The sequence below is a fragment of the Fodinibius sediminis genome (assembly GCF_900182555.1).
Lineage (GTDB): Bacteria > Bacteroidota > Rhodothermia > Balneolales > Balneolaceae > Fodinibius > Fodinibius sediminis.
Genome location: NZ_FXTH01000022.1, coordinates 1 through 18,888, shown reverse-complemented (window position 1 = coordinate 18,888; position 18,888 = coordinate 1). Strand labels below are relative to the sequence as shown.

Below are 18,888 nucleotides of genomic sequence, written 5' to 3'. Positions count from 1 at the left end.
GATTTCTATCAATCCATAAACGGCCTTAAGTATACAAGTTATTCTGCTTTCTATCATCTGCTGAATAAACTTTATCCCCTCACACGAAACTTGCTATCTTTGGGAAATGCAAATCCAATCTAATATAGCTGATGCCATGAAAAATTGCACGCTCACCGGACTTCTGGCCGCTCTTGCAACTCTCATAACGGCCTGCAGCAGTACTGCAGGCCTCCTTCAGCATCCCACTACCTCCTCAACGCTTTGGGCCCAGCATGCGGCTGAATACAGGGCCCTGACAATACAGGTATACCAGACAGCTGCAGCTCAGCTGGGGCTGGCGATAGAGGATTCGCAGTGGAGCGCCTATCCAACCCAGCAGGATTCAATTCTTCGCGACTACCCGACGGCCATCGTGGTGGATGTGGATGAAACCGTGCTCAACAATTCTGCCTTTCAGGCTCGCATGATCAAAAAGAACAGTGATTTTGATCCCGAGGCCTGGAACCGCTGGGTCATGGAGGCCCGGGCTGAGGCGGTTCCCGGGGCACAACCCTTCCTGAAATTAGCATCAGAGAAAGGTATTGCCATCTTCTACCTGACAAACAGGGATGCCGGGGTGGAAGCGGGAACCCGTGCAAACCTCCGGAAGCTCGGCTTCCCGCTCTCCAGCAAAGAAGATCGCATTCTGAGTAACGGGGAGCAGCCACAGTGGACCTCTGAAAAGAGTGCGCGTCGCCGGTATGTGGGCTCCCGTTATCGCATTCTTATGCTTTTTGGTGACGATCTCAATGATTTTATCCCGGCAAAAAACAGGAGCCTTCAAGAGCGGATCCGTCTCGTCAATCAGCACCAAATACGATGGGGACGAAGCTGGTATATATTACCGAACCCCACCTACGGATCTTGGGAGGCAGCTTTATATGATTTCAACAATGAGCTGACGCCCAGGGAGATAAAGCAAATAAAAAGAAAACGCCTCAATACCAGCGAGGGGCAATAGAGCACCCCTTTTTCAGTATCTGTTATGATGCTTCATTCTCTCTGTCCTTATTGCTTTTGGTTTTTTCACGCACCAGCAACCCTCCAAGTACGAGAACCACAAAAACAGCAAGTATGAGAAGGTACGTCATCGTGTTGGATTCCGGCTCAGCATACTGCGCCCATTGATCCGTTTTTTCGGAAATAGTAGCCAGCTCGGCGCTTGTCATGAGTTCAGCATTTGTAAAATGACTGCTCCACTGTCGTTCCACCCGGTTCCAGAAGTCCTGGAAGGTCTGATAGTGTTCATAGTTTTCCTGGGAGGCATCGCTTTTACTCTCCTTGATGGCACTGTCCAGATAGCTGTTAAGGGAGTTTTTGAATTCCTCGGCATTCTTAAAGCTACCGACTGCGAGGCCCTGTTCGCTCAGCGAGTCGTTCAATGTGGCGAAGGTCTTTTCCTGCAGCATTTGATCCCACTCTGAGATTCTGCTATCCACCTCACTGGCGATCTCTTCCGAATCGCTTCCGCCGTAGACCTCTGCGATCTTATTTCCGAGGCGATTCCACATCTCTTCAAACCGCTGCTGAACCGTCTGCATCCGCATATAATCCTCGAGGCGCAATTTACTGCTGTTCTCTTCGAGGATGGTAACATTTTCAGCTGCAATGTCGCGGATCATCTTGAGCGCATCTCCATCGGAATCGATACGAGCTTTAGCATTCATCTTTTCAAGCTCTCTAATGGCCTGGAGATCCATCTGCTGGTAAGCCACCACGGTGGAGTCGATAAAGGCCAGCACAAGTTCATCGCGCTGTTCCAGGTTTCTCCGGTAGTTGCGTACCATGCCCGACAACTGTTTTTCACTTTCTATGGATTCCTGCATCGCCTGCTTCAGGGAATCGGCTTCCTGGGTCAACTGGAAAACATGTTCCTGGTAGGCCAGCAGCCGAAGCTGCAGCGTGGTCAGCTGATCGTCCTGCTGTTCCATTTTCTGGAGGCGGTTGGCTGCCAGCGTCGCCGCCTGATTCAACTCCTCGATCACCTGGCTGTAGGTATCTGGATAAAGCGCTTTATTAAGCAGCTCCTTGTGCGATTGATATTCCTGATCAAATGAAGCGACATCCTCCAATATTGCCTGGGCGCTGTCGGCCACGGCAACCGTGTCAACTTTATTCTTAAATTCCTGATACTGGGCCTTGAAATTCTTCTGGATTTCAAAATCCGACAACTCCTCCTGCTGCTGCTGGGCCCAGACACGGGTTGTTCCAAGTAGAAGAAAAATGCTCAATAAAACGAATGATAGTTTCTTCATGGTTATTGCCCTTCTGTTTTTTCTGTTCCATTCTCTTTTTCAATACCTTCAGGTGTAACCCTGTAGCGTTCTCCCGTCGAGCGGTTTACAAGCTGTACAAAATTATCACGCTGGTTAAACGCAGGTTTTTCAATCCCTTTTTCATCAATTTTGAACTGCTCGCGCAGTTCCAATTTTCCCTCTTCCGGCGACATCAAATAGACATGTTTATACATGGGCGCAGTCATGTAGAACAACCCGTTTTCTCCCCTGATATACCTCAATTCTGAAGTGGTAACAGAAGTCGTATCCTGTGTTTCCATGTACTGCAGGGGGAGCATATTGAATTCCATTCCCTGCTTCACATCACTGACGATCCCATTTTCATCAGGTGTTAGAACAGATTCTATTGGCTGTGAATAATCAACCCTGCTGATTACCATCGACTGTTTACAGCCACTTGCTGCAAACAGGACCGCAACCAACAAAGCCACCGTAGTTTTTCCGTTTAATTTCATGTGACTATCTCTATCATTTAATTGTAGTTAACCCTTACCAACTGGTGGATACAGTTACTTATAGAGAGGCGTCACAAATTTGTTCCAGAGTCGTTTTACAGGGAAAGCAAAATTTCTACAGGCACTTTTGCAGGCAGCAAAGCTGTTCCCTTCAATTCCTTAAGGCCAATAATAAAGGAGTACCCTACCACCTTCCCTCCCAGCTCTTCCACAAGCTCGGTAGCGGCAGCAGCAGATCCTCCCGTAGCAATAAGATCGTCATGAATGAGAATCCTGGCACCCTCCGAGAAGGCATCCCGGTGAATCTCAATGGTGTCTTCCCCATATTCCAGGGCATATGTTGCTGACAGGGTATCAGAAGGCAGTTTACCGGGCTTGCGGATGGGAATAAAACCGGCATGCAGATCCTGGGCAAGGTTGGTGCCGAACAAAAATCCGCGCGATTCCAGCCCCACCACATAGTCTACGTTGTGACTGCGAAAGGGACGTGCCAATACCTGTGATGTCAATTCGAGCGTATCCGGGTTCTGCAACAACGGAGTAATATCTTTAAACTGGATACCTGGCTGAGGAAAATCACCAATGTTCCGAATATTTTCTCTCAGCAGTGCAAGAATCTGTTGTTTAACTTCGTCCATTCCTGTTATCTTGATGTTGATTTAATTCACCGGATAATACCTACTTAACATATATTGAAGCAAATAAATATGAGTACAGATCTTTCAGGAGCACAGAAGCACCTTCGGTTTATGCAACAGGCTTTTTTGCTGGCTGAGCAAGCGTATGAGGAAAAAGAAGTGCCCGTAGGGGCTATTGTCGTCAAGGACGATGATATTATTGGCAAGGGATACAATCAAACCGAACGGCTTGGTGATCCTACGGCTCATGCTGAAATGCTGGCCATCTCCGCCGCCTGTGCAACCCTGGGTGAAAAATACCTGACTGACTGTACCCTTTATGTGACCCTTGAACCCTGCCCCATGTGCGCCGGGGCCCTTGTGTGGTCAAAAATTGGCACCATCGTCATGGGGGCCCTTGACGCTCAGGCCGGAAGCTGCGGGAGCGTATTCAATATTGCCGGAAGCAAAAAACTGAATCACCAGCCAACAGTTCTTCACGGTCTCATGGAACAGGATTGCGAATGGATTCTAAAACAGTTTTTTCAGGAGCGCCGCAGCAAAAACAACGGCGCTATCTAAGCTCTTTTATTTATCCAGTTCACGGAGCCAGATGTTTCGATAGCTTACCGGATTGCTGTGATCCTGCAGCATGATCGGCAGCTTTTCCTCATGCACTTCGTAGGATGGATGGCCAATATACTCCGTTGGTCCCTCTATCTCTACATCATCCTGTACCAACACCCCATTCCAGAAAACGGTAATGCGGGCCGGTGACTTCAACCGACCTTCTTCCTCAAATTCCGGGGCGGTATAGATAATATCATAGCTCTGCCATTCACCGGGTTCGCGAGCTGCGTTGACCAGCGGAATATGCTGCTTGTATATGCTGCCGGCCATTCCATTCGAGTAGGTCTCATTGTTGTAACTATCCAGTACCTGCAATTCGTATTTGCCCTGCAAAAAGATTCCACTGTTACCGCGTCCTTGTCCCTCGCCTTCCACTTTCTCCGGGGAACGCCATTCGACGTGAAGCTGAACAGAACCGAATCCCTGTTTGGTCTGTATGCTGCCGGTTCCGGGGGCAACGGTCAAGTGGTCGCCCGAGATATTCCATTCAGCAGGTGCTCCTTCCTCCCCTGCTGATTCCCATTCATCCAGGTCAGAGCCATCAAAAAGGACAATCGCATCCGACGGCGGTGCTTTGTCATTGAACCCGTTGGGATCCACCTTGCCGGGAATGGGCTTCCATACTTCCGTTTCTTCCGGTTTCATATCCTGTTGCTGGGCACAGGCCGTATTCATAGTGAGCAATAGTACAATGGCGGGAATCGACAGCTGGAAGGAAACAATTTTTTTCATGAAAGCAGGTTATAATAATGAAAAGTTAAAGTGGCTGTAATTGTTAAAAATCCAATATTGAAAAAATCGCATTCCCGTTCAAGAAATTTTAAGTTCCTCTGCCGCCCTGTCCGGACGGACGATACCAGGTCAGGCCACAGGAGTAGCCCCTCCCACTTAACCAGCATACAAGACCGATTATGATCTTCAAAAGCCGCAGCTATTTTCTGTTTCTTATTCTGTGTCTTCTTCTGCCGATCCAGAACATTCTTGCACAGGATCTCAAGCGCTATGAATTCACGGACCAACAGATGGGCACCCTGTTCAAAATCACCTTCTATGCCGACGACGACTCTCTGGCAGAAGCCGCTTCCAGGAACGCCTTTCAGCGAGCAGATACCCTGAATAGCATCCTCAGTGATTATGAACCAGACAGCAACCTGAATTACCTGTCTGCCCGCTCCGGCACGGACAGATTTTTCCCCGTCGACCCGGTCCTCTTTCGAGTCATCAGCAAAGCTCAGCTTGTTGCCCGCCAGACAGAGGGGGCTTTTGATATCACCACCGGCCCCTTGGTCAAACTTTGGAGATCCATACGGCACAGCAAGAATCCTGAACTGCCACCATCCGCGAAACTGCAAGCCCTTAAACAGCGAGTAGGCTATCGATATGTAGAAGTTGATTCATCCCGCACGGCAGTTGCCCTTACCCATCCCCGCATGCAGCTTGACCTGGGAGGCATTGCCAAGGGATATGCCGCAGATGAGATCCTGCGTGTCCTCAATCAGTCGGGCATCCAATCCGCCCTGGTGGATGCGGGAGGAGACATCCGGCTTGGCGCCCCTCCCCCCGGCAAAAAGGGATGGACCGTTCGCATACCCGCTCACAATGAAAAGGGAGAACCCGAAGCTGTGACGCTCCTCCTGGCAAATAGCGCTGTGGCAACATCCGGCGACCTGTTTCAGCATGTTAATATTAACGGCAAACGCTATTCCCACATCATAGATCCCCATACCGGCCTGGGTCTAACCAACCAAAGTATGGTTACCATTATCGCCCCCAACGGCATTACCGCCGACAGTTATGCTTCGGCTGTAAGTGTAATGGGAGCCGAAGGCGGGCGGGCGTTTATCGAATCCAGACCACAATGCGCGATGCGCATTGAATATAGCAGCAAGCGGGGAAATTCGGAGATTATGGTTGTGAAAACAAATGATTTTGATGCATTGACCCTCAATCCGTGAACCCATAAAAAAAGAGGACTGAACCAAATGAATGGCCAGTCCCCATACAAAAAAAGTTATAAAACGAGTGATCCCCGGCTGTTAATAATCTTCGATCGCTTCCAGCCAATATTCCTCTATTTCTTGCTGAGGAGGGGGATCGGCCGGTCGCACCAGTCGGAAACCCACAAAAGGAGCATTGGTCAGCCACCAGAGACTTTTGGGAAGCTGAGGGTCAAGCTGTTTCCACTTAGCCTCCGATCCGCGCCGCTCAGCGCATCGTAATTTTGCCGGTTCGTCTTGCCAACTGCCCCCGCGCAGTGACCGGGGATACAGCTCCTCGGGCTTCAGCCAGGGATTATCGGCCGTGCTGCCCTCAAACTGTTCATAATAGTTTTCATCATACTGGTCCATGGTCCATTCAGCCACGTTGCCGTGGATATCATAAATCCCCAGGGCATTGGGCTCCTTGGTGCCAATTTTTTGATACCCGCCGTCACTGTTTCCTTTATACCAGGCATATTTATCAAGTTCAGACTGATCATCACCATAGGTATAAGTGCTGTTTCCCCCGGCCCTGCAGGCATACTCCCACTCAGCTTCTGTCGGCAGCCGGTAGAAATGTCCAGTCTCAGCCGTAAGCCATTTGGCATACATTATGGCGGCATACTGTGTCATGTTAATCGCAGGGTACCCGTCTCTTCCCATGCCAAAACTCATATCGATATACGGGGGAGTCGGAAGCGATACTGCATCGGCCTCTACATTAACCTCGCCGCCGGACGGTGTGCTCACATTTTCAAGCTTCTCTTCAACAAACAGGTCATACTCCTGCCACGTAATTTCATACTTTCCCATCCAGAAATCGTCTACCTTGACCTTGTTCCGGGGTCCTTCATCCGCCTCACGGCCGGTTTCATCTTCGGGGCTGCCCATCATGAATGTACCGCCCTCCACGGGAACCATTTCAATACTCTCCTCCGATTCCGGAATGTGCTCTTCGTAGGGAACAAACTCTTGTGCCATCCCACGGCTTGTAACCCCAATTGTCAAAAAGAATAAAAATAAAAGATATCGATATCTCATAAAGAAAATATGTGGTTAAATAGAAAATCTTGCTGTAACAGCCCAAGAGCTTAGCAAAGAAAAAACCAAGATGCAATTTCAAAATTAAAAAACATTTGAAGGTGCAGCTTTGGACAAAGCTGTTGATCCCCTTGCTGTTTTTGAAATAACGTAAAGCTCCCGAAATTATTTGTCGGCCTTTCAAAAATAGCAGAAAGATTCCGGCTGAATCCAAATCGACGAAACCTCAACGAAGAAAATCAGGTATGTACAGCCAGAATCATTTCCCATTGATAGGTTTCATGGGCATCAAGAACTGTTGATGGAAAATGATTGTGGTGAGGACTATCCGGAAAATGCTGCGGCTCCAGGCAAAATGCTGATTCAATGCCGGAAACGGGATGTTCCGAATAATAAAACTGCAACCCCGGTTCACTGGTATACAGCTGCAGAGCCCGACCCGATTTCGGCTCTTCAATTTCTGCCGCAAGGTGCGGATTTTCATGTCCATATCCGCGGAGCACAAAATTATGATCATAGCCTTCCGTATGATTCAGACAGGGATGATCCGCTTTCCGATCCTCCCCCAAAGCCTTGGGTGCTCGAAAATCCAGAGGGGTATCCGCGACGGTGGCAATCTTGCCCGTGGGAATCAGATCGGAATCAACCTCGGTAAAATGATCAGCATGGAGGGTCAGCCGGTGATTATCAACCGAATCCCCGTTGCTGGTGCCATGCAAATTGTAGTAGGCGTGATGCGACATATTCAGGATTGTTTGCGTATCCGATTCTGCGCTGTAGGTGACCCTGAGTTCATCGTGATCAGTCAATTCATAAGTAACTTTAACCCCGAGGTTGCCCGGATAACCTCCTTCTCCATCAGTCGATCGATATGACAAGTTCAGTGTTTGTGCATCTACCTGGTCTGCTCCCCACACAACCTGGTGGAATCCCTGCGGCCCACCGTGCAGGTGATGCCCATCCAAATTGCATGGAAGCTGATAGGTATGGTCATCCACTGTTATTCGTCCACCGGCAATACGATTGGCATAGCGTCCGACTACAGCGCCAAAGTACTGTTCCTCATTGGTTAAAAATTCGTTCATCGAACCATAGCCAACCACCACATTATCAAAATTGCCCTGCCGGTCAGGCATCTCAAATGCTGTTAGACGGGCCCCGTAGTTGGTCACCGAGGCCCGGAGGCCGTTACTGTTGGTGAGTGTATAAAGGTTGACAGTCCTATTACCGAGGGTTCCCTGGAAATCTGTTTTATTCAATGTACCGAGTCCTGAAATTAGTTATTGGTAAACTGTTTTCCTTTGAAGGTATTCATCAGAAAATAAAGGAATGGAAGAATAATACAAGCACCAACCACAAGGGCGACGACAAGCTGAAGCAAAGTTTCATCGGGTGCGGCAGTATTGTAAAATGTGAGAGCCTGATCCTCATTTTTCATTTTAACCACAACGGGATACTGCACCCAGAACCATGCTAACAGAATCATCACCACCTGTGTGGCTGCAAGGATCCTGGACCAGGCCACCCGTGCATAATGCAGGCTCCTCCACAACAAGGGCAGCAGCACCGCAGCAAAGATCACCGCCATCAAAGCCACAGGCGATTGCATGAAATCACGCCAAAGCGGTAGCCCATTCCATTGTGCAGCAGCAAAAACCAGCCCCCCTGAAATGACGGAAGCCCCATTCAATTGCCACGCAACCCTTATGAAAGCACTGCGCTGTTCGATATCCGTTGTTTCCCCTATCAAGTAGACGGCCGCTAAAAATGTAAACAGGACCAGGCAAAACAGTCCCACTGCAAATGAAAACAGGTTCAGCCATGAAGCGAGGTAGGCTTCAAAAAAAGTAGCAGCATCGGGATTGATTCGTCCGAGCACCAGCGCACCGATGATTATCCCAAGAAAAAGAGGCGTCCACATGCTTGAAAACTTGAATATCGCATTGTAGGTGCGATCACTTCCGTCCTGAATAGCATCATAATGCATAAATGTAAAGGCCGTACCCCTCAAAATGATACCAACCAGCATCAAGAGCAGCGGAATATGCAGGTAGAGCGACATGGCTGCATAAATTTTAGGAAAACCCATGAAAAGAATCACCACTACCAGTATCAGCCATACATGATTAGCCTCCCAGACAGGGCTGATGGCATGTGCGATGGTTTCACGATCCTGACGTCCGGAAATAAGTTCCAGAGCACCGGCTCCAAAATCTGCTCCTGCAAAAAGCACATAGAAGACCATTGAAAGTGCAAGAAAGAAAATAACAACTTCAAGAAGCATGGCTGTTTAGGAATATTTGGACATTAAATACCTTATCCGCCTGTTTTTGCCGTTTCATAGCGACTGCTTAAAGTGATAATCTGCCGATACATCAGCCAGATAACAATAACAGACAGCAGCAGGTATAGCGCCAGAATGAGATAGAGCGAGTACTGCAGACCCGGCATGGGCGTGACAGCATCCCTTGTTTTCATGACCCCGTAAATGATCCAGGGCTGTCGCCCGACTTCCGTGACAATCCACCCAGCCTCCACGGCGATGAAACCAAGGGGAGTACAAATTCCAATCAGCCACAGAAACCATCTTTTGCGAATGATTTTCTTTCCTCTCCAGAGAGCGTAATAATAGAACAGGCCAAGCAGCATCATTATAATTCCGCTCGCCACCATAATTTGAAAAGCAATATGCGTAATCACCACCGGCGGCCACTCCTCCCGTGGAATCTGGTCAAGCCCCTTAACTTCGGCATCAAAATTTCCGTGGGCCAGGAAACTGAGCATCCGCGGTATTTCGATGGCATAGTGCACCACCTGTTGTTCTTCATCGGGAATGCCCCCGATCACAAGCGGAGCGGGCTGACTCGTGCTAAAATGCCCCTCCATAGCAGCGAGTTTAGCTGGCTGTCGGTCGGCAACACCCTTGGCGGCATAATCTCCGCTAAGAGGCTGAAATATGGCGGCAAGTCCCCCTATGATCAATGAAATTTTAACAGCCTCCCGGTGAAAGAGGTTTTTAGGATCCCGCAACAGCAACAATGCATGCAGGCCCGCAACGGCAAAACCAGTAGCAACAAAAGCTGCCAGGGTCATATGCAGCGCCTGTGAAAGCCAGGCATCATTAAACATGGCCGCTACCGGATCAATATTGACGGCTGCACCGTTTACCCATTCAAAACCGGCAGGACTGTTCATCCAGGCATTGGCCGCCACTACAAAAATGCCCGAGGCTACCCCTGATACTCCAACCACGAGCCCTGTCAACCAGTGCGTCCAGGGGCGGAGCTTATCCCACCCATACAGGAAAAGTCCAAGCGCTATCGCTTCAACAAAAAAGGCTGTACCCTCCCATGAAAACGGCATTCCGAAGATGGGGCCCGCATGCTCCATGAATGTAGGCCAGAGCATTCCCAGTTCAAACGACAGGACCGTACCCGATACAGCGCCCGTGGCAAAAAAGATTGCGACTCCCCTGGACCACGCTTTGGCGAGATCCTGGTAGACCTGCTGGCCCGACTTAATCCATCGGTATTCTGCGATGGCCATTAAAAAAGGCATAGCCATTCCGACACAGGCAAAAATAATATGAAAACCGAGCGACACGGCCATCTGAAGACGGGCAGCAAGAAGATTCTCCATATATATGGGCAGTATACCCAACACGATTCATGATTTCAGACAAGTGGCACTATCCAGCTTGCAGGCTGTTCTGTAATATGGATAAAAATTATATCAGATGATAACTTCTTGTTTCAAATGGCCCAGCCATCAATGAAAATAGTAAGCGCTGTATCTATCAGCCGAAAAAGATGTAAAATTTTCTTATTTTTTATATCTTTATTGATTTTCAACATCATCATATTCCACAAGCAAAAATGAATTAACAGGAGTTACATGAGTGAAATTCAGCCGAGTGTAAGCTACAGCTTTACCATGCGCTTGTATATTGAGAACAAGCCGGGTATGCTGGTTAAAGTACTTAATGCTATTGCAGAACAGAAGGCCGACCCGGGCGCTGTGGACGTTGTCAAAGTCGAAGGGCGCTACAAAGTGCGCGACCTCACCGTCAGTGCCCGCGACGAAAAACATTCAAAGGATATTGTCAAGGCGGTTAAAAAAATTGAGGGCGTCAAGGTACGCAATGTCTCAGACCGCGTATTCCTGCTTCACCTCGGCGGAAAAATCCGTATTGAAAACAAAGTACCCGTCAACACCCGTGACGCTCTTTCCATGGCTTATACCCCGGGTGTGGGACGTGTGTGTGAATCCATTGCCAGAGACAAGGAGAAGGCGCATACGCTGACAATCAAACAGAACTCGGTCGCTGTTGTCAGTGACGGTTCTGCCGTACTCGGGCTGGGCAACATCGGACCTGAAGCGGCTATGCCGGTTATGGAGGGAAAAGCCATGCTTTTCAAGGAGTTTGCTGATGTCGATGCCTATCCAATATGTTTGGACACACAGAACGTGGATGATATTGTCAATGCCGTAAAATGGATGGCACCGGGCTTCGGGGGCATCAACCTCGAGGACATCAGTGCTCCACGCTGTTTTGAAATTGAACGTCGGCTTAAAGATCTGCTGGATATTCCCGTTTTCCATGACGATCAGCACGGTACCGCCGTAGTGACGCTGGCCGCAACCATCAATGCGCTCAAAGTGACAGGAAAGGAGCTGTCCGAACTGCGTATTGTCATTGTAGGCGCCGGAGCTGCAGGCGTTGCCATTACCCGTATCCTGCTTGAAGCCGGGGCTAAAGAGGTCCTCTGCTGCGACCGTAGTGGCATCATCAATCGCGATAACCTCTCCGAAGCTGACGACAGTAAACGATGGATTGCCCAGAATACGAATCCCGACAATTCCTCGGGATCACTTATGGATGCAACCTCCGGGGCCGACCTGCTGATTGGTGTAAGCGGGCCCGGCATCGTACCGCGTGAAGCCATTGAAAAAATGGCTGAAGATCCCATCGTTTTTGCACTGGCCAATCCCGTACCGGAAATCATGCCGGAAGAGATTAATGATATAGCACGGATCATTGCCACGGGACGTAGTGATTACCCTAATCAAATCAATAATGTGCTGGCTTTTCCCGGCCTCTTCCGTGGTGCCCTTGATGCGCGGGCCAAGGATATCAATGAAGAGATGAAGCTCGCTGCCGCCCATTCCATAGCAGAATGCATTGACGAGAATGACCTCGGAGAAGAATATATTGTACCAAGTGTATTTAACAAGCAGGTCGTTCGACGGGTAGCCAAAGCAGTTAAAGAGGCCGCCTATGAGAGTGGGGCCGCCAAGCGGAAAAAAGAGATTCAATAAATGCAACCAGTACCGATGATACGGCAGATGTCCCCCTCACGCGGGGGATTTCTTCTCCTCTATTAGCTAATTTCCTGCCGGGCTGTGCCATGGCCCGGACAGGGCTGGTTCTTTTGTAGTGTCAGCTGACAACAGGAAATTGAGAAATACGAAGGGTCGTTGCTCCATACGGCACCAAGACAACCTCTTCTGCCTCAGCATCAGAATTATTGCCCTGCCCGTACCGATGCTGTCCACTTACAGGCAAAGGGCCTGCCGAATGGTCATAGAGTTTCCACTCGTCTATTTTCTTGGCCTTCGCCGTCATTTTCAAAGGAACATTATTCAAATTCCATGGGTAGTTCCCTTTTTGCTTATCATCATAGACGACCTTGAAATCCCTATTCTCAACCGTTTTTTTCGTGAGACCGTAATTCCAGGGATCTGCAGTATATACTTCGTAATAGGGATGCTGAATTCGCCAATTCTCTTCAGGCGGTTGCTTCTGCTCCCAGGTTTCACCAATCTTCAGAGCAAAGACCAGGGGCCCCCGTTCTACGCCTGCTGAATTTTCCACCCAGCGGCTTACCTGTACCTCCATCGGCATTTCCAGGGAAACCGTATCTCCGTCCGACCATTTTCGGTCAACGACAACCATTTGTCCACTGTTTTGTTCAACCTGTTTCCAATCCCTGCCATTTACCCGTATTGAAGCCTCTGATGCCCACCCCGGGATTCGCAGTTCAAGAGGAAAAGATACCGGCTCGGGACTCTTGATATTGAACTTCACCGTATCATCAAAGGGATAGTCGGTCTCCTCAATGATCGTAATTTCAGTGCCTCCCCCTACTTTTGCGCTCACTTTACTTGAAGAGTAAATCATTGCTGCGAGACCATTATCGCTTGTGGCGTACCACAGGTTCTGTACCAGTTTGGGCCACCCCTGGTGCATATTAGTTGTACAGCAGGGGTAACCATTCAATACCCCGTAGCACAGCTGGGCATTGGCATCGTTAAAAAAGTTGCGGCTATGATCGGAGATCTGCACCTGGTTGGTCTGTTGAAAATACTGTCTCCGCTCATATTCCTCATCGTGCTGAGTTGGCAAGGCGTTAAACGCCACCTTTTCAAGGTAGTCCGCAAAATAGGTATCACCCGTAATGCGCGTCATCTGCTCAAAAGAATACATCATCTCCACAACGGTGCAAAACTCGGTGCCCTGGGTTGGATTATTGCCGTGGAGATTTTCATCGGCCCCGTAAAGTCCGGTAACAAAGCCATGAATGTTTCCCAGATCAGCCAACCCGTCTTTCACGGCCCGAATATCATCCACATTGTGTGTCCGCTGGTAATAAATAACAGGCTCCTTGAGTCCCATCGCAATATTGACCGTATGCAAACGCGGTACAGGATTCAGGCGAGCCATTTTGCCCTTCCCGAATATCCCTGTCCAGTCAAAAGTCTGCTTGTGAATTAAGTCGCCGAGTTCCAGCAGGAACCGATCCCCGGTGTGATTGTACAACCAGTAAACCATCATCAGGTTATCACCGCCTCGACGGTTCCCCCAGAATGACCAGTGACCCAATGGCCGCTCGGGCAGATGATCCAGCTGATACCTAAAATAACGGGTCATCAGATCCAATACTCGCTCATCACTGGTGGCCATGTAATACTGCTTGAGAACTTTTAGCATCACCATTTTAGGCCACCAGTCCCTTCTATTTCCTCGCTGGACACCCCGGACGGGCTCCGGAGGCTCCTCAAAGGGTTCAGGACCAAAATAGCCGTCTTCAAGCTGGTTGTTCAGGCTCCATTCAATCCATTGTTGTGCTTTATCTTTTAGATCCTGATCATCCAGAATGTAAGCCAGCGGCACCAGTCCGTCCAGCCAGTAGGGTCCGCGCTCCCATCCGTCTCCGCCACCGCCAAGCCAGCCATTATTCGGGCCCACAACTTCTGAATAAAGGCTATCCAGATTTCCGGTTAAACCTTTTTTCTGCTTTCTGAGCTGCTCCAGGAGCCACCCCCTGGGTTGGATGTTTCCAATTGGCAGCGCTGTATAATGCTGAGACTTCAGGGGAGCTCTTGCACTCATATAATAGTCATTGCTTTTCTCCCGAGTACGTCCCCCCGCATTTTTCCGGACCTTTTTTGCAGGGACAAAGGGTACACTTGTCATTAGGCCAAAACTTGAACCCGCAATATGCTGAATGAACTTTTTCCTATCCATAATTATAAAATGCCCATCTCATAATTCCCTTCTAACATGATCGCACCATACAACAAAGAACACAAAATCTGATTTATCCTCAACTCATCAGCCTCACGTCCATCTGAATTTTGACGGTTGGCAGATTTATTTTTTTACTGGTTTATGCTGTGTTACATTTCTTGTTAACAAGGATCACAATCACCATATTCATTACAAGGTACATACAAATTTATTTTACCCTGCACATATAACTCACTTTAAAACATTGCTTATGTTAAAAACCTACTCGAGTTACCTGATGCTGCTTTGGTTACTATTTTTCCTTCCCCCTTCCGCGCCGGGTCAACAGGTTCAGGAGGGAGACCATGCAGTCGCGACGGTTACCGGCCCCATCTCAGCCTCGGAAATGGGTCCCACCCTCATTCATGAACACGTACTGGTGGACTGGATCGGAGCCGACAGCACGGGATACCACCGGTGGAACCGACAAAAGGTAATCGACAAGGTGCTGCCTTATTTCAGGGAAGCCAAAGAGCAAGGTATCAGGACGATACTGGAATGCACACCGGCCTACCTTGGACGTGATCCTTTCCTTCTTCAGGAACTCGCCCGCCGGTCGGGCATCAACATACTCACTAATACGGGATATTATGGTGCGGTGGACAACAAGTTTATGCCTCAACATGCCTGGCAGGAATCAGCTGAAACTATTTCCCGCCGGTGGATTGACGAGTTTGAGAACGGAATAGACGGCAGCGATATCCGCCCCGGATTCATTAAAATCTCCGTAAGGGGTGATGCCCCATTGTCCAGTCTCCATCAAAAGATCGTTCGCGCGGCAGCTCTGACCCACCTGGCAACAGGCCTGACCATTGTCTCGCATACAACCGGTGATGAACCGGCACTGGGCCAGCTGGATATTCTGGAAGAAGCCGGGGTCTCGCCTGCTGCCTGGGTATGGACGCACTCCCAGGCGGGCACCCTGGAGGCCCAGATCAAGATAGGCCGGGCCGGCGGATGGATCTCCCTTGATAATTTTAACCATAATTCCTCAGAAGAGCCGCCGTCAAACAGCAATCTTGAATGGTTCATAGAACGTCTCAGCAAACTAAGGGAGGCCGGACTGCTGCACCGGGTCCTAATTTCCCACGATGCCGGCTATTACAATCCTGATGAAGTCAACGGGGGCGAATTCAGGGGATATACTGACATCTCGAAGCATCTTCTGCCCGCCCTGAGGGAACACGGCTTCACCACAGCAGAAATCAACCGGCTGATGGTTGAAAATCCTCAACAGGCCTACGGAATTCGTATCCGTAATGGTAATCCGAATTAAAGAAAATGGCAGTGTGCAAGTCCTCCCTTTTGGGTGCTCATCCGTTTCTTTAGCGATATATCTTTCCATAACAGAATCGGATGGGCTATGGGATCCAAATCAAAGTGCCACTGTATAAAGCATGCATGAAAATCTAACAATTAGTCGAAACATTTGTATTTTAGGACTCGATGAAACAGCGAGCACACATATTGTTGTTCCTGGTTCTTCTGATACCCTTCAGTACTAAAGCTGAGACCGAAGTTGAACCACATGAGGTCCCCGGACAAATACAGGCCATAAAGGGGATTCCCTCTCCTTCTGCATATCCCCCCGGGCTCGTGCGTTTCTTTGCGTTTCATCATGAGACAGAAACACCGCCTGACTCACTGAATAAACCAGCGACCGCTCTTTCCGAAACAAACTCTGAGGATGATACCAATAACGGATTTTCAGGCATTCCGTATGAGATAGCTGTCTCATCCATTTATTTGATAAGATGCAGAACTATCCACCGCAGTCTGCGCATCAGAACAATTCTATTTCCCTTCCATTCTTTCTTATAAAACCGCTGGTTCTGTGGGTATCGGAATTGATGAATTTTGATACCAGCACACCTAATAAATCATGCCGCCCAAACTGTAGTAACAGATAATGGGAGCGGCATGGCCCTGTTTCATCCTCAAAAAAAATACCCCCATGGATATTGATATAACTTCTGTAATTATCAGTGCCGTTGCGTTCTCATTCTTCCTGATCCCCATCATCTATGATCAATGGAAGAATAAAACATAAACCACACCTAAAACAGCGCAAATTCTACTGTCTTTATGGCATGCAAAAGCCGCCGTAACAACCGCGGCTTTTGTTTTTTCTGCTTGGTGCGGCTTAGTTCCGGACACCTTCATTTCTATCCCGCTTTTCAGTCCTCACGGCTTATTCAGGGCAAGCTTCTTTTTCCATGATCGACGGGTGTAACTCGCTTCAACCGTAATATCCCCGTTTCTAAACCCCTTGTCCATGACGCTCTTGGTTGGTTCCATGGCAGGGATTACTGGTAAATACATAATCCAAGTCGCCAAAATAGAAGCTAGAATAAATTGCCGGATTGGGTATATTTATATTGAACTGCATACGAAATGGCTCGATTTATGAACACAAATACGATACTACCCCGTTTGACTGTTCTCCCCTTCCTCATTTTCACACTGGCGCAATGTACTACCCCCCCCAACATCAGACAACTCGTCCCCCGATGCTGCGGACAGTACCCTTGATGATCACGGGCCTGGGAACTGGAGGCCGATGAATACGGCGTGCGGATCAATGTTTTGGCATTCCTGAAAGCGGGTCCCAACCGCAGTCATGATTCCACGACAGCTGCCCGGCTTCAGCGCGCCCACCTGGCGAACATCAACAGGCTGGCCGACGAAGGAAAACTCATCATCCCGGGCCCTTCATCGATGCGGACGATTTGAGAGGGATGTACATTTTCAAACCTTCTTCCATTGAAGAAGCACGAACCTATACTGCTACGGATCCGGCTGTTAAAGCGGGTCGACTTGAAGTGGAGCTGTATACATGGTATGGTTCAGCAGCCATGCTCAAGATCCCGGAAATTCACAAGCAACTCCGCAGAAAAAATCCCTGAGCACCGGCATACCTTTTATTAAATTATAACACTATTTTTCTGTACTTTGGTCTTTTTAAATCTAATAAGGAATATACTCGTATGTTCTTATCGGAACGGCTTGGCGATATAAAGAAACAAGGCAATATCATCTTGAACTCACGGTTTTTGAAGAATTTGACCGTACTCGAGCGGACGGAATTCCTGCAATACTGCCACCGGCGTAATTACAAGAAGGAGGAATATATTTATTACCAGGGTGATCCCGGAACCGGCATGTATTTTATCGAGGATGGAAAAGTCGAACTGGTCCTCGAAGGTGAGTCCGACCAGCAGACCCACCACTCCTATATCATCAGCGCCCCTGAAAGTTTTGGAGCACTCTCCATTGGATACGAGATCCGGCGTATTTCCAATGTTCGGTGTCTTACAGACTGTACACTGCTCGGTTTTTTTAAACCCGATTTTGAAACATTGAAAAAAAGGCATCCTGTCATTGCCGTTAAATTTATGGAGACCCTCGCAGTGGTGGCAATGAAGCAACTGGAAATTGTCACCAATGAGCTCAAAAAGCAGGTCGGGGCCAAACACGCGCTATCCCTTCAATTTGAGCTTTATATGAATCCCAACAACAACGATGAACTGCTTTAACCTCTCCAGTAATGGCACTTAAGAAAGGAACGGTAACGGAGCTTACCATTGATGCTGCTGCGTATGAAGGAAAAGGTATTGCCAAGGTCGATGGCCTCGCTGTATTTGTCCCCAATACCGCACCTGGCGACCGTATCAAAGCCCGTATTACCAAAAAGAAAAAGAGTTACAGGGAGGCCCGGTTAATCGAGATCCTCGAACCGGGTCCCCATCGCATTGCCCCCCAATGCCGCCATGCCCGTGAATGCGGGGGATGCAGCTGGCAACACGTAGACTATGAATATCAGCTTACATTCAAAAGGGAACAGGTGCGAGATCATATGGAGCGAATTGGTGGCCTCACCAATGTCAGTGTCAATAAGACCATGGGGTGTGAGAAGCCGTTCTATTACCGCAACAAAATGGAATATTCGGTCGGCTCCCGGCGCTGGTTGAGTCAGGAGGAGATCAAAAGTGACGCCTATGTCGATGACCGCTGTTTTGCAGCAGGACTGCATGCCCCCGGCCGTTATGATAAAATACTGAATCTCCATGAATGCCACCTGCAGCAGCCCATTTCATACAAGATACTCGATTTTGTTCGTTCCTGGTGTGTAAAACACGAGGTGGCTCCCTACGACAGCAAACGCCAATCGGGATACCTGCGTAATGAACTGTGTTTAAAGTCAAGCAACCAATGCCTTTTTTTTGTTGAACGCTTCGCACCTCTTACCAACGGCAAAAGCTTGTCGCAACAGTTTGT

The 18,888-nt window shown here is 48.8% G+C and carries 18 protein-coding genes; 9 read left to right on the top strand and 9 right to left on the bottom strand.

All coding sequences use genetic code 11. The features are described 5' to 3' along the window. Nucleotides 1-136 precede the first annotated feature (136 nt). Nucleotides 137-982, top strand: a complete 846-nt coding sequence (locus tag FN808_RS17280; RefSeq protein ID WP_185958479.1) for a 5'-nucleotidase, lipoprotein e(P4) family — start codon at nucleotides 137-139, stop codon at nucleotides 980-982. Between the two features lie 22 nt (nucleotides 983-1,004). On the opposite strand, the gene FN808_RS17275 is transcribed toward FN808_RS17280, so the two are convergent. The 3 genes from FN808_RS17275 to FN808_RS17265 form a co-directional block, all read right to left on the bottom strand. After that, a complete protein-coding gene (locus tag FN808_RS17275) occupies nucleotides 1,005-2,276 on the bottom strand; it encodes a hypothetical protein (protein WP_142715871.1) in 1,272 nt (423 codons plus the stop codon). Nucleotides 2,277-2,278: 2 nt separating this feature from the next. Next, entirely contained in the window at nucleotides 2,279-2,773 is a 495-nt protein-coding gene (locus FN808_RS17270) for a hypothetical protein (RefSeq protein ID WP_142715870.1), read from the bottom strand. Between the two features lie 95 nt (nucleotides 2,774-2,868). Beyond that, entirely contained in the window at nucleotides 2,869-3,411 is a 543-nt protein-coding gene (locus FN808_RS17265) for an adenine phosphoribosyltransferase (protein WP_142715869.1), read from the bottom strand. A 69-nt stretch (nucleotides 3,412-3,480) separates the two neighbouring features. Between FN808_RS17265 and tadA the strand changes: the two genes are divergently transcribed. Further along, nucleotides 3,481-3,972 carry a tRNA adenosine(34) deaminase TadA gene (gene tadA, locus FN808_RS17260; RefSeq protein WP_246068386.1) on the top strand — a complete coding sequence of 164 codons (492 nt, stop codon included), beginning with the start codon at nucleotides 3,481-3,483 and terminating at the stop codon, nucleotides 3,970-3,972. A gap of 6 nt (nucleotides 3,973-3,978) precedes the next feature. On the opposite strand, the gene FN808_RS17255 is transcribed toward tadA, so the two are convergent. Continuing rightward, nucleotides 3,979-4,752: a 3-keto-disaccharide hydrolase gene (locus FN808_RS17255; protein WP_142715868.1), complete on the bottom strand. Its 774-nt coding sequence runs from the start codon at nucleotides 4,750-4,752 to the stop codon at nucleotides 3,979-3,981. A 179-nt stretch (nucleotides 4,753-4,931) separates the two neighbouring features. On the opposite strand from FN808_RS17255, the gene FN808_RS17250 reads away from it, so the two are divergent. Beyond that, the gene (locus FN808_RS17250) at nucleotides 4,932-5,975 is read left to right on the top strand and encodes an FAD:protein FMN transferase (protein ID WP_142715867.1); all 1,044 of its coding nucleotides are present in this window, start codon (nucleotides 4,932-4,934) and stop codon (nucleotides 5,973-5,975) included. A gap of 81 nt (nucleotides 5,976-6,056) precedes the next feature. On the opposite strand, the gene FN808_RS17245 is transcribed toward FN808_RS17250, so the two are convergent. The 4 genes from FN808_RS17245 to FN808_RS17230 form a co-directional block, all read right to left on the bottom strand. Next, on the bottom strand, nucleotides 6,057-6,980 hold the full coding sequence (locus FN808_RS17245; protein ID WP_221930105.1) for a formylglycine-generating enzyme family protein: 924 nt from the start codon (nucleotides 6,978-6,980) through the stop codon (nucleotides 6,057-6,059). 299 nt (nucleotides 6,981-7,279) lie between these two features. After that, entirely contained in the window at nucleotides 7,280-8,299 is a 1,020-nt protein-coding gene (locus tag FN808_RS17240; RefSeq protein ID WP_185958478.1) for an aldose epimerase family protein, read from the bottom strand. 17 nt (nucleotides 8,300-8,316) lie between these two features. Further along, nucleotides 8,317-9,324: a cytochrome d ubiquinol oxidase subunit II gene (locus FN808_RS17235; RefSeq protein ID WP_142715864.1), complete on the bottom strand. Its 1,008-nt coding sequence runs from the start codon at nucleotides 9,322-9,324 to the stop codon at nucleotides 8,317-8,319. Between the two features lie 32 nt (nucleotides 9,325-9,356). Beyond that, nucleotides 9,357-10,679 (bottom strand): cytochrome ubiquinol oxidase subunit I, encoded by a 1,323-nt coding sequence (locus FN808_RS17230; RefSeq protein WP_142715863.1) that lies wholly within the window; start codon nucleotides 10,677-10,679, stop codon nucleotides 9,357-9,359. A gap of 255 nt (nucleotides 10,680-10,934) precedes the next feature. Here FN808_RS17230 and FN808_RS17225 point away from each other — a divergent pair, with 255 nt between their 5' ends. Beyond that, on the top strand, nucleotides 10,935-12,359 hold the full coding sequence (locus FN808_RS17225) for an NAD-dependent malic enzyme (protein ID WP_142715862.1): 1,425 nt from the start codon (nucleotides 10,935-10,937) through the stop codon (nucleotides 12,357-12,359). 121 nt (nucleotides 12,360-12,480) lie between these two features. Here FN808_RS17225 and FN808_RS17220 read toward each other — a convergent pair whose 3' ends face one another. After that, nucleotides 12,481-14,568: a beta-L-arabinofuranosidase domain-containing protein gene (locus tag FN808_RS17220; protein ID WP_221930104.1), complete on the bottom strand. Its 2,088-nt coding sequence runs from the start codon at nucleotides 14,566-14,568 to the stop codon at nucleotides 12,481-12,483. 253 nt (nucleotides 14,569-14,821) lie between these two features. Here FN808_RS17220 and FN808_RS17215 point away from each other — a divergent pair, with 253 nt between their 5' ends. From FN808_RS17215 to FN808_RS17200, 5 genes are all read left to right on the top strand, one after another. Continuing rightward, a complete protein-coding gene (locus FN808_RS17215; RefSeq protein ID WP_221930103.1) occupies nucleotides 14,822-15,886 on the top strand; it encodes a phosphotriesterase family protein in 1,065 nt (354 codons plus the stop codon). A 1,310-nt stretch (nucleotides 15,887-17,196) separates the two neighbouring features. Next, nucleotides 17,197-17,343 (top strand): YciI family protein, encoded by a 147-nt coding sequence (locus FN808_RS19030; RefSeq protein WP_185958477.1) that lies wholly within the window; start codon nucleotides 17,197-17,199, stop codon nucleotides 17,341-17,343. A gap of 5 nt (nucleotides 17,344-17,348) precedes the next feature. Continuing rightward, a complete protein-coding gene (locus tag FN808_RS17210) occupies nucleotides 17,349-17,516 on the top strand; it encodes a YciI family protein (RefSeq protein WP_221930102.1) in 168 nt (55 codons plus the stop codon). 81 nt (nucleotides 17,517-17,597) lie between these two features. Further along, nucleotides 17,598-18,146 (top strand): cyclic nucleotide-binding domain-containing protein, encoded by a 549-nt coding sequence (locus tag FN808_RS17205; protein ID WP_142715860.1) that lies wholly within the window; start codon nucleotides 17,598-17,600, stop codon nucleotides 18,144-18,146. 11 nt (nucleotides 18,147-18,157) lie between these two features. After that, a partial coding sequence (locus FN808_RS17200; protein ID WP_142715859.1) for a class I SAM-dependent RNA methyltransferase occupies nucleotides 18,158-18,888 on the top strand: 731 nt, incomplete at its 3' end.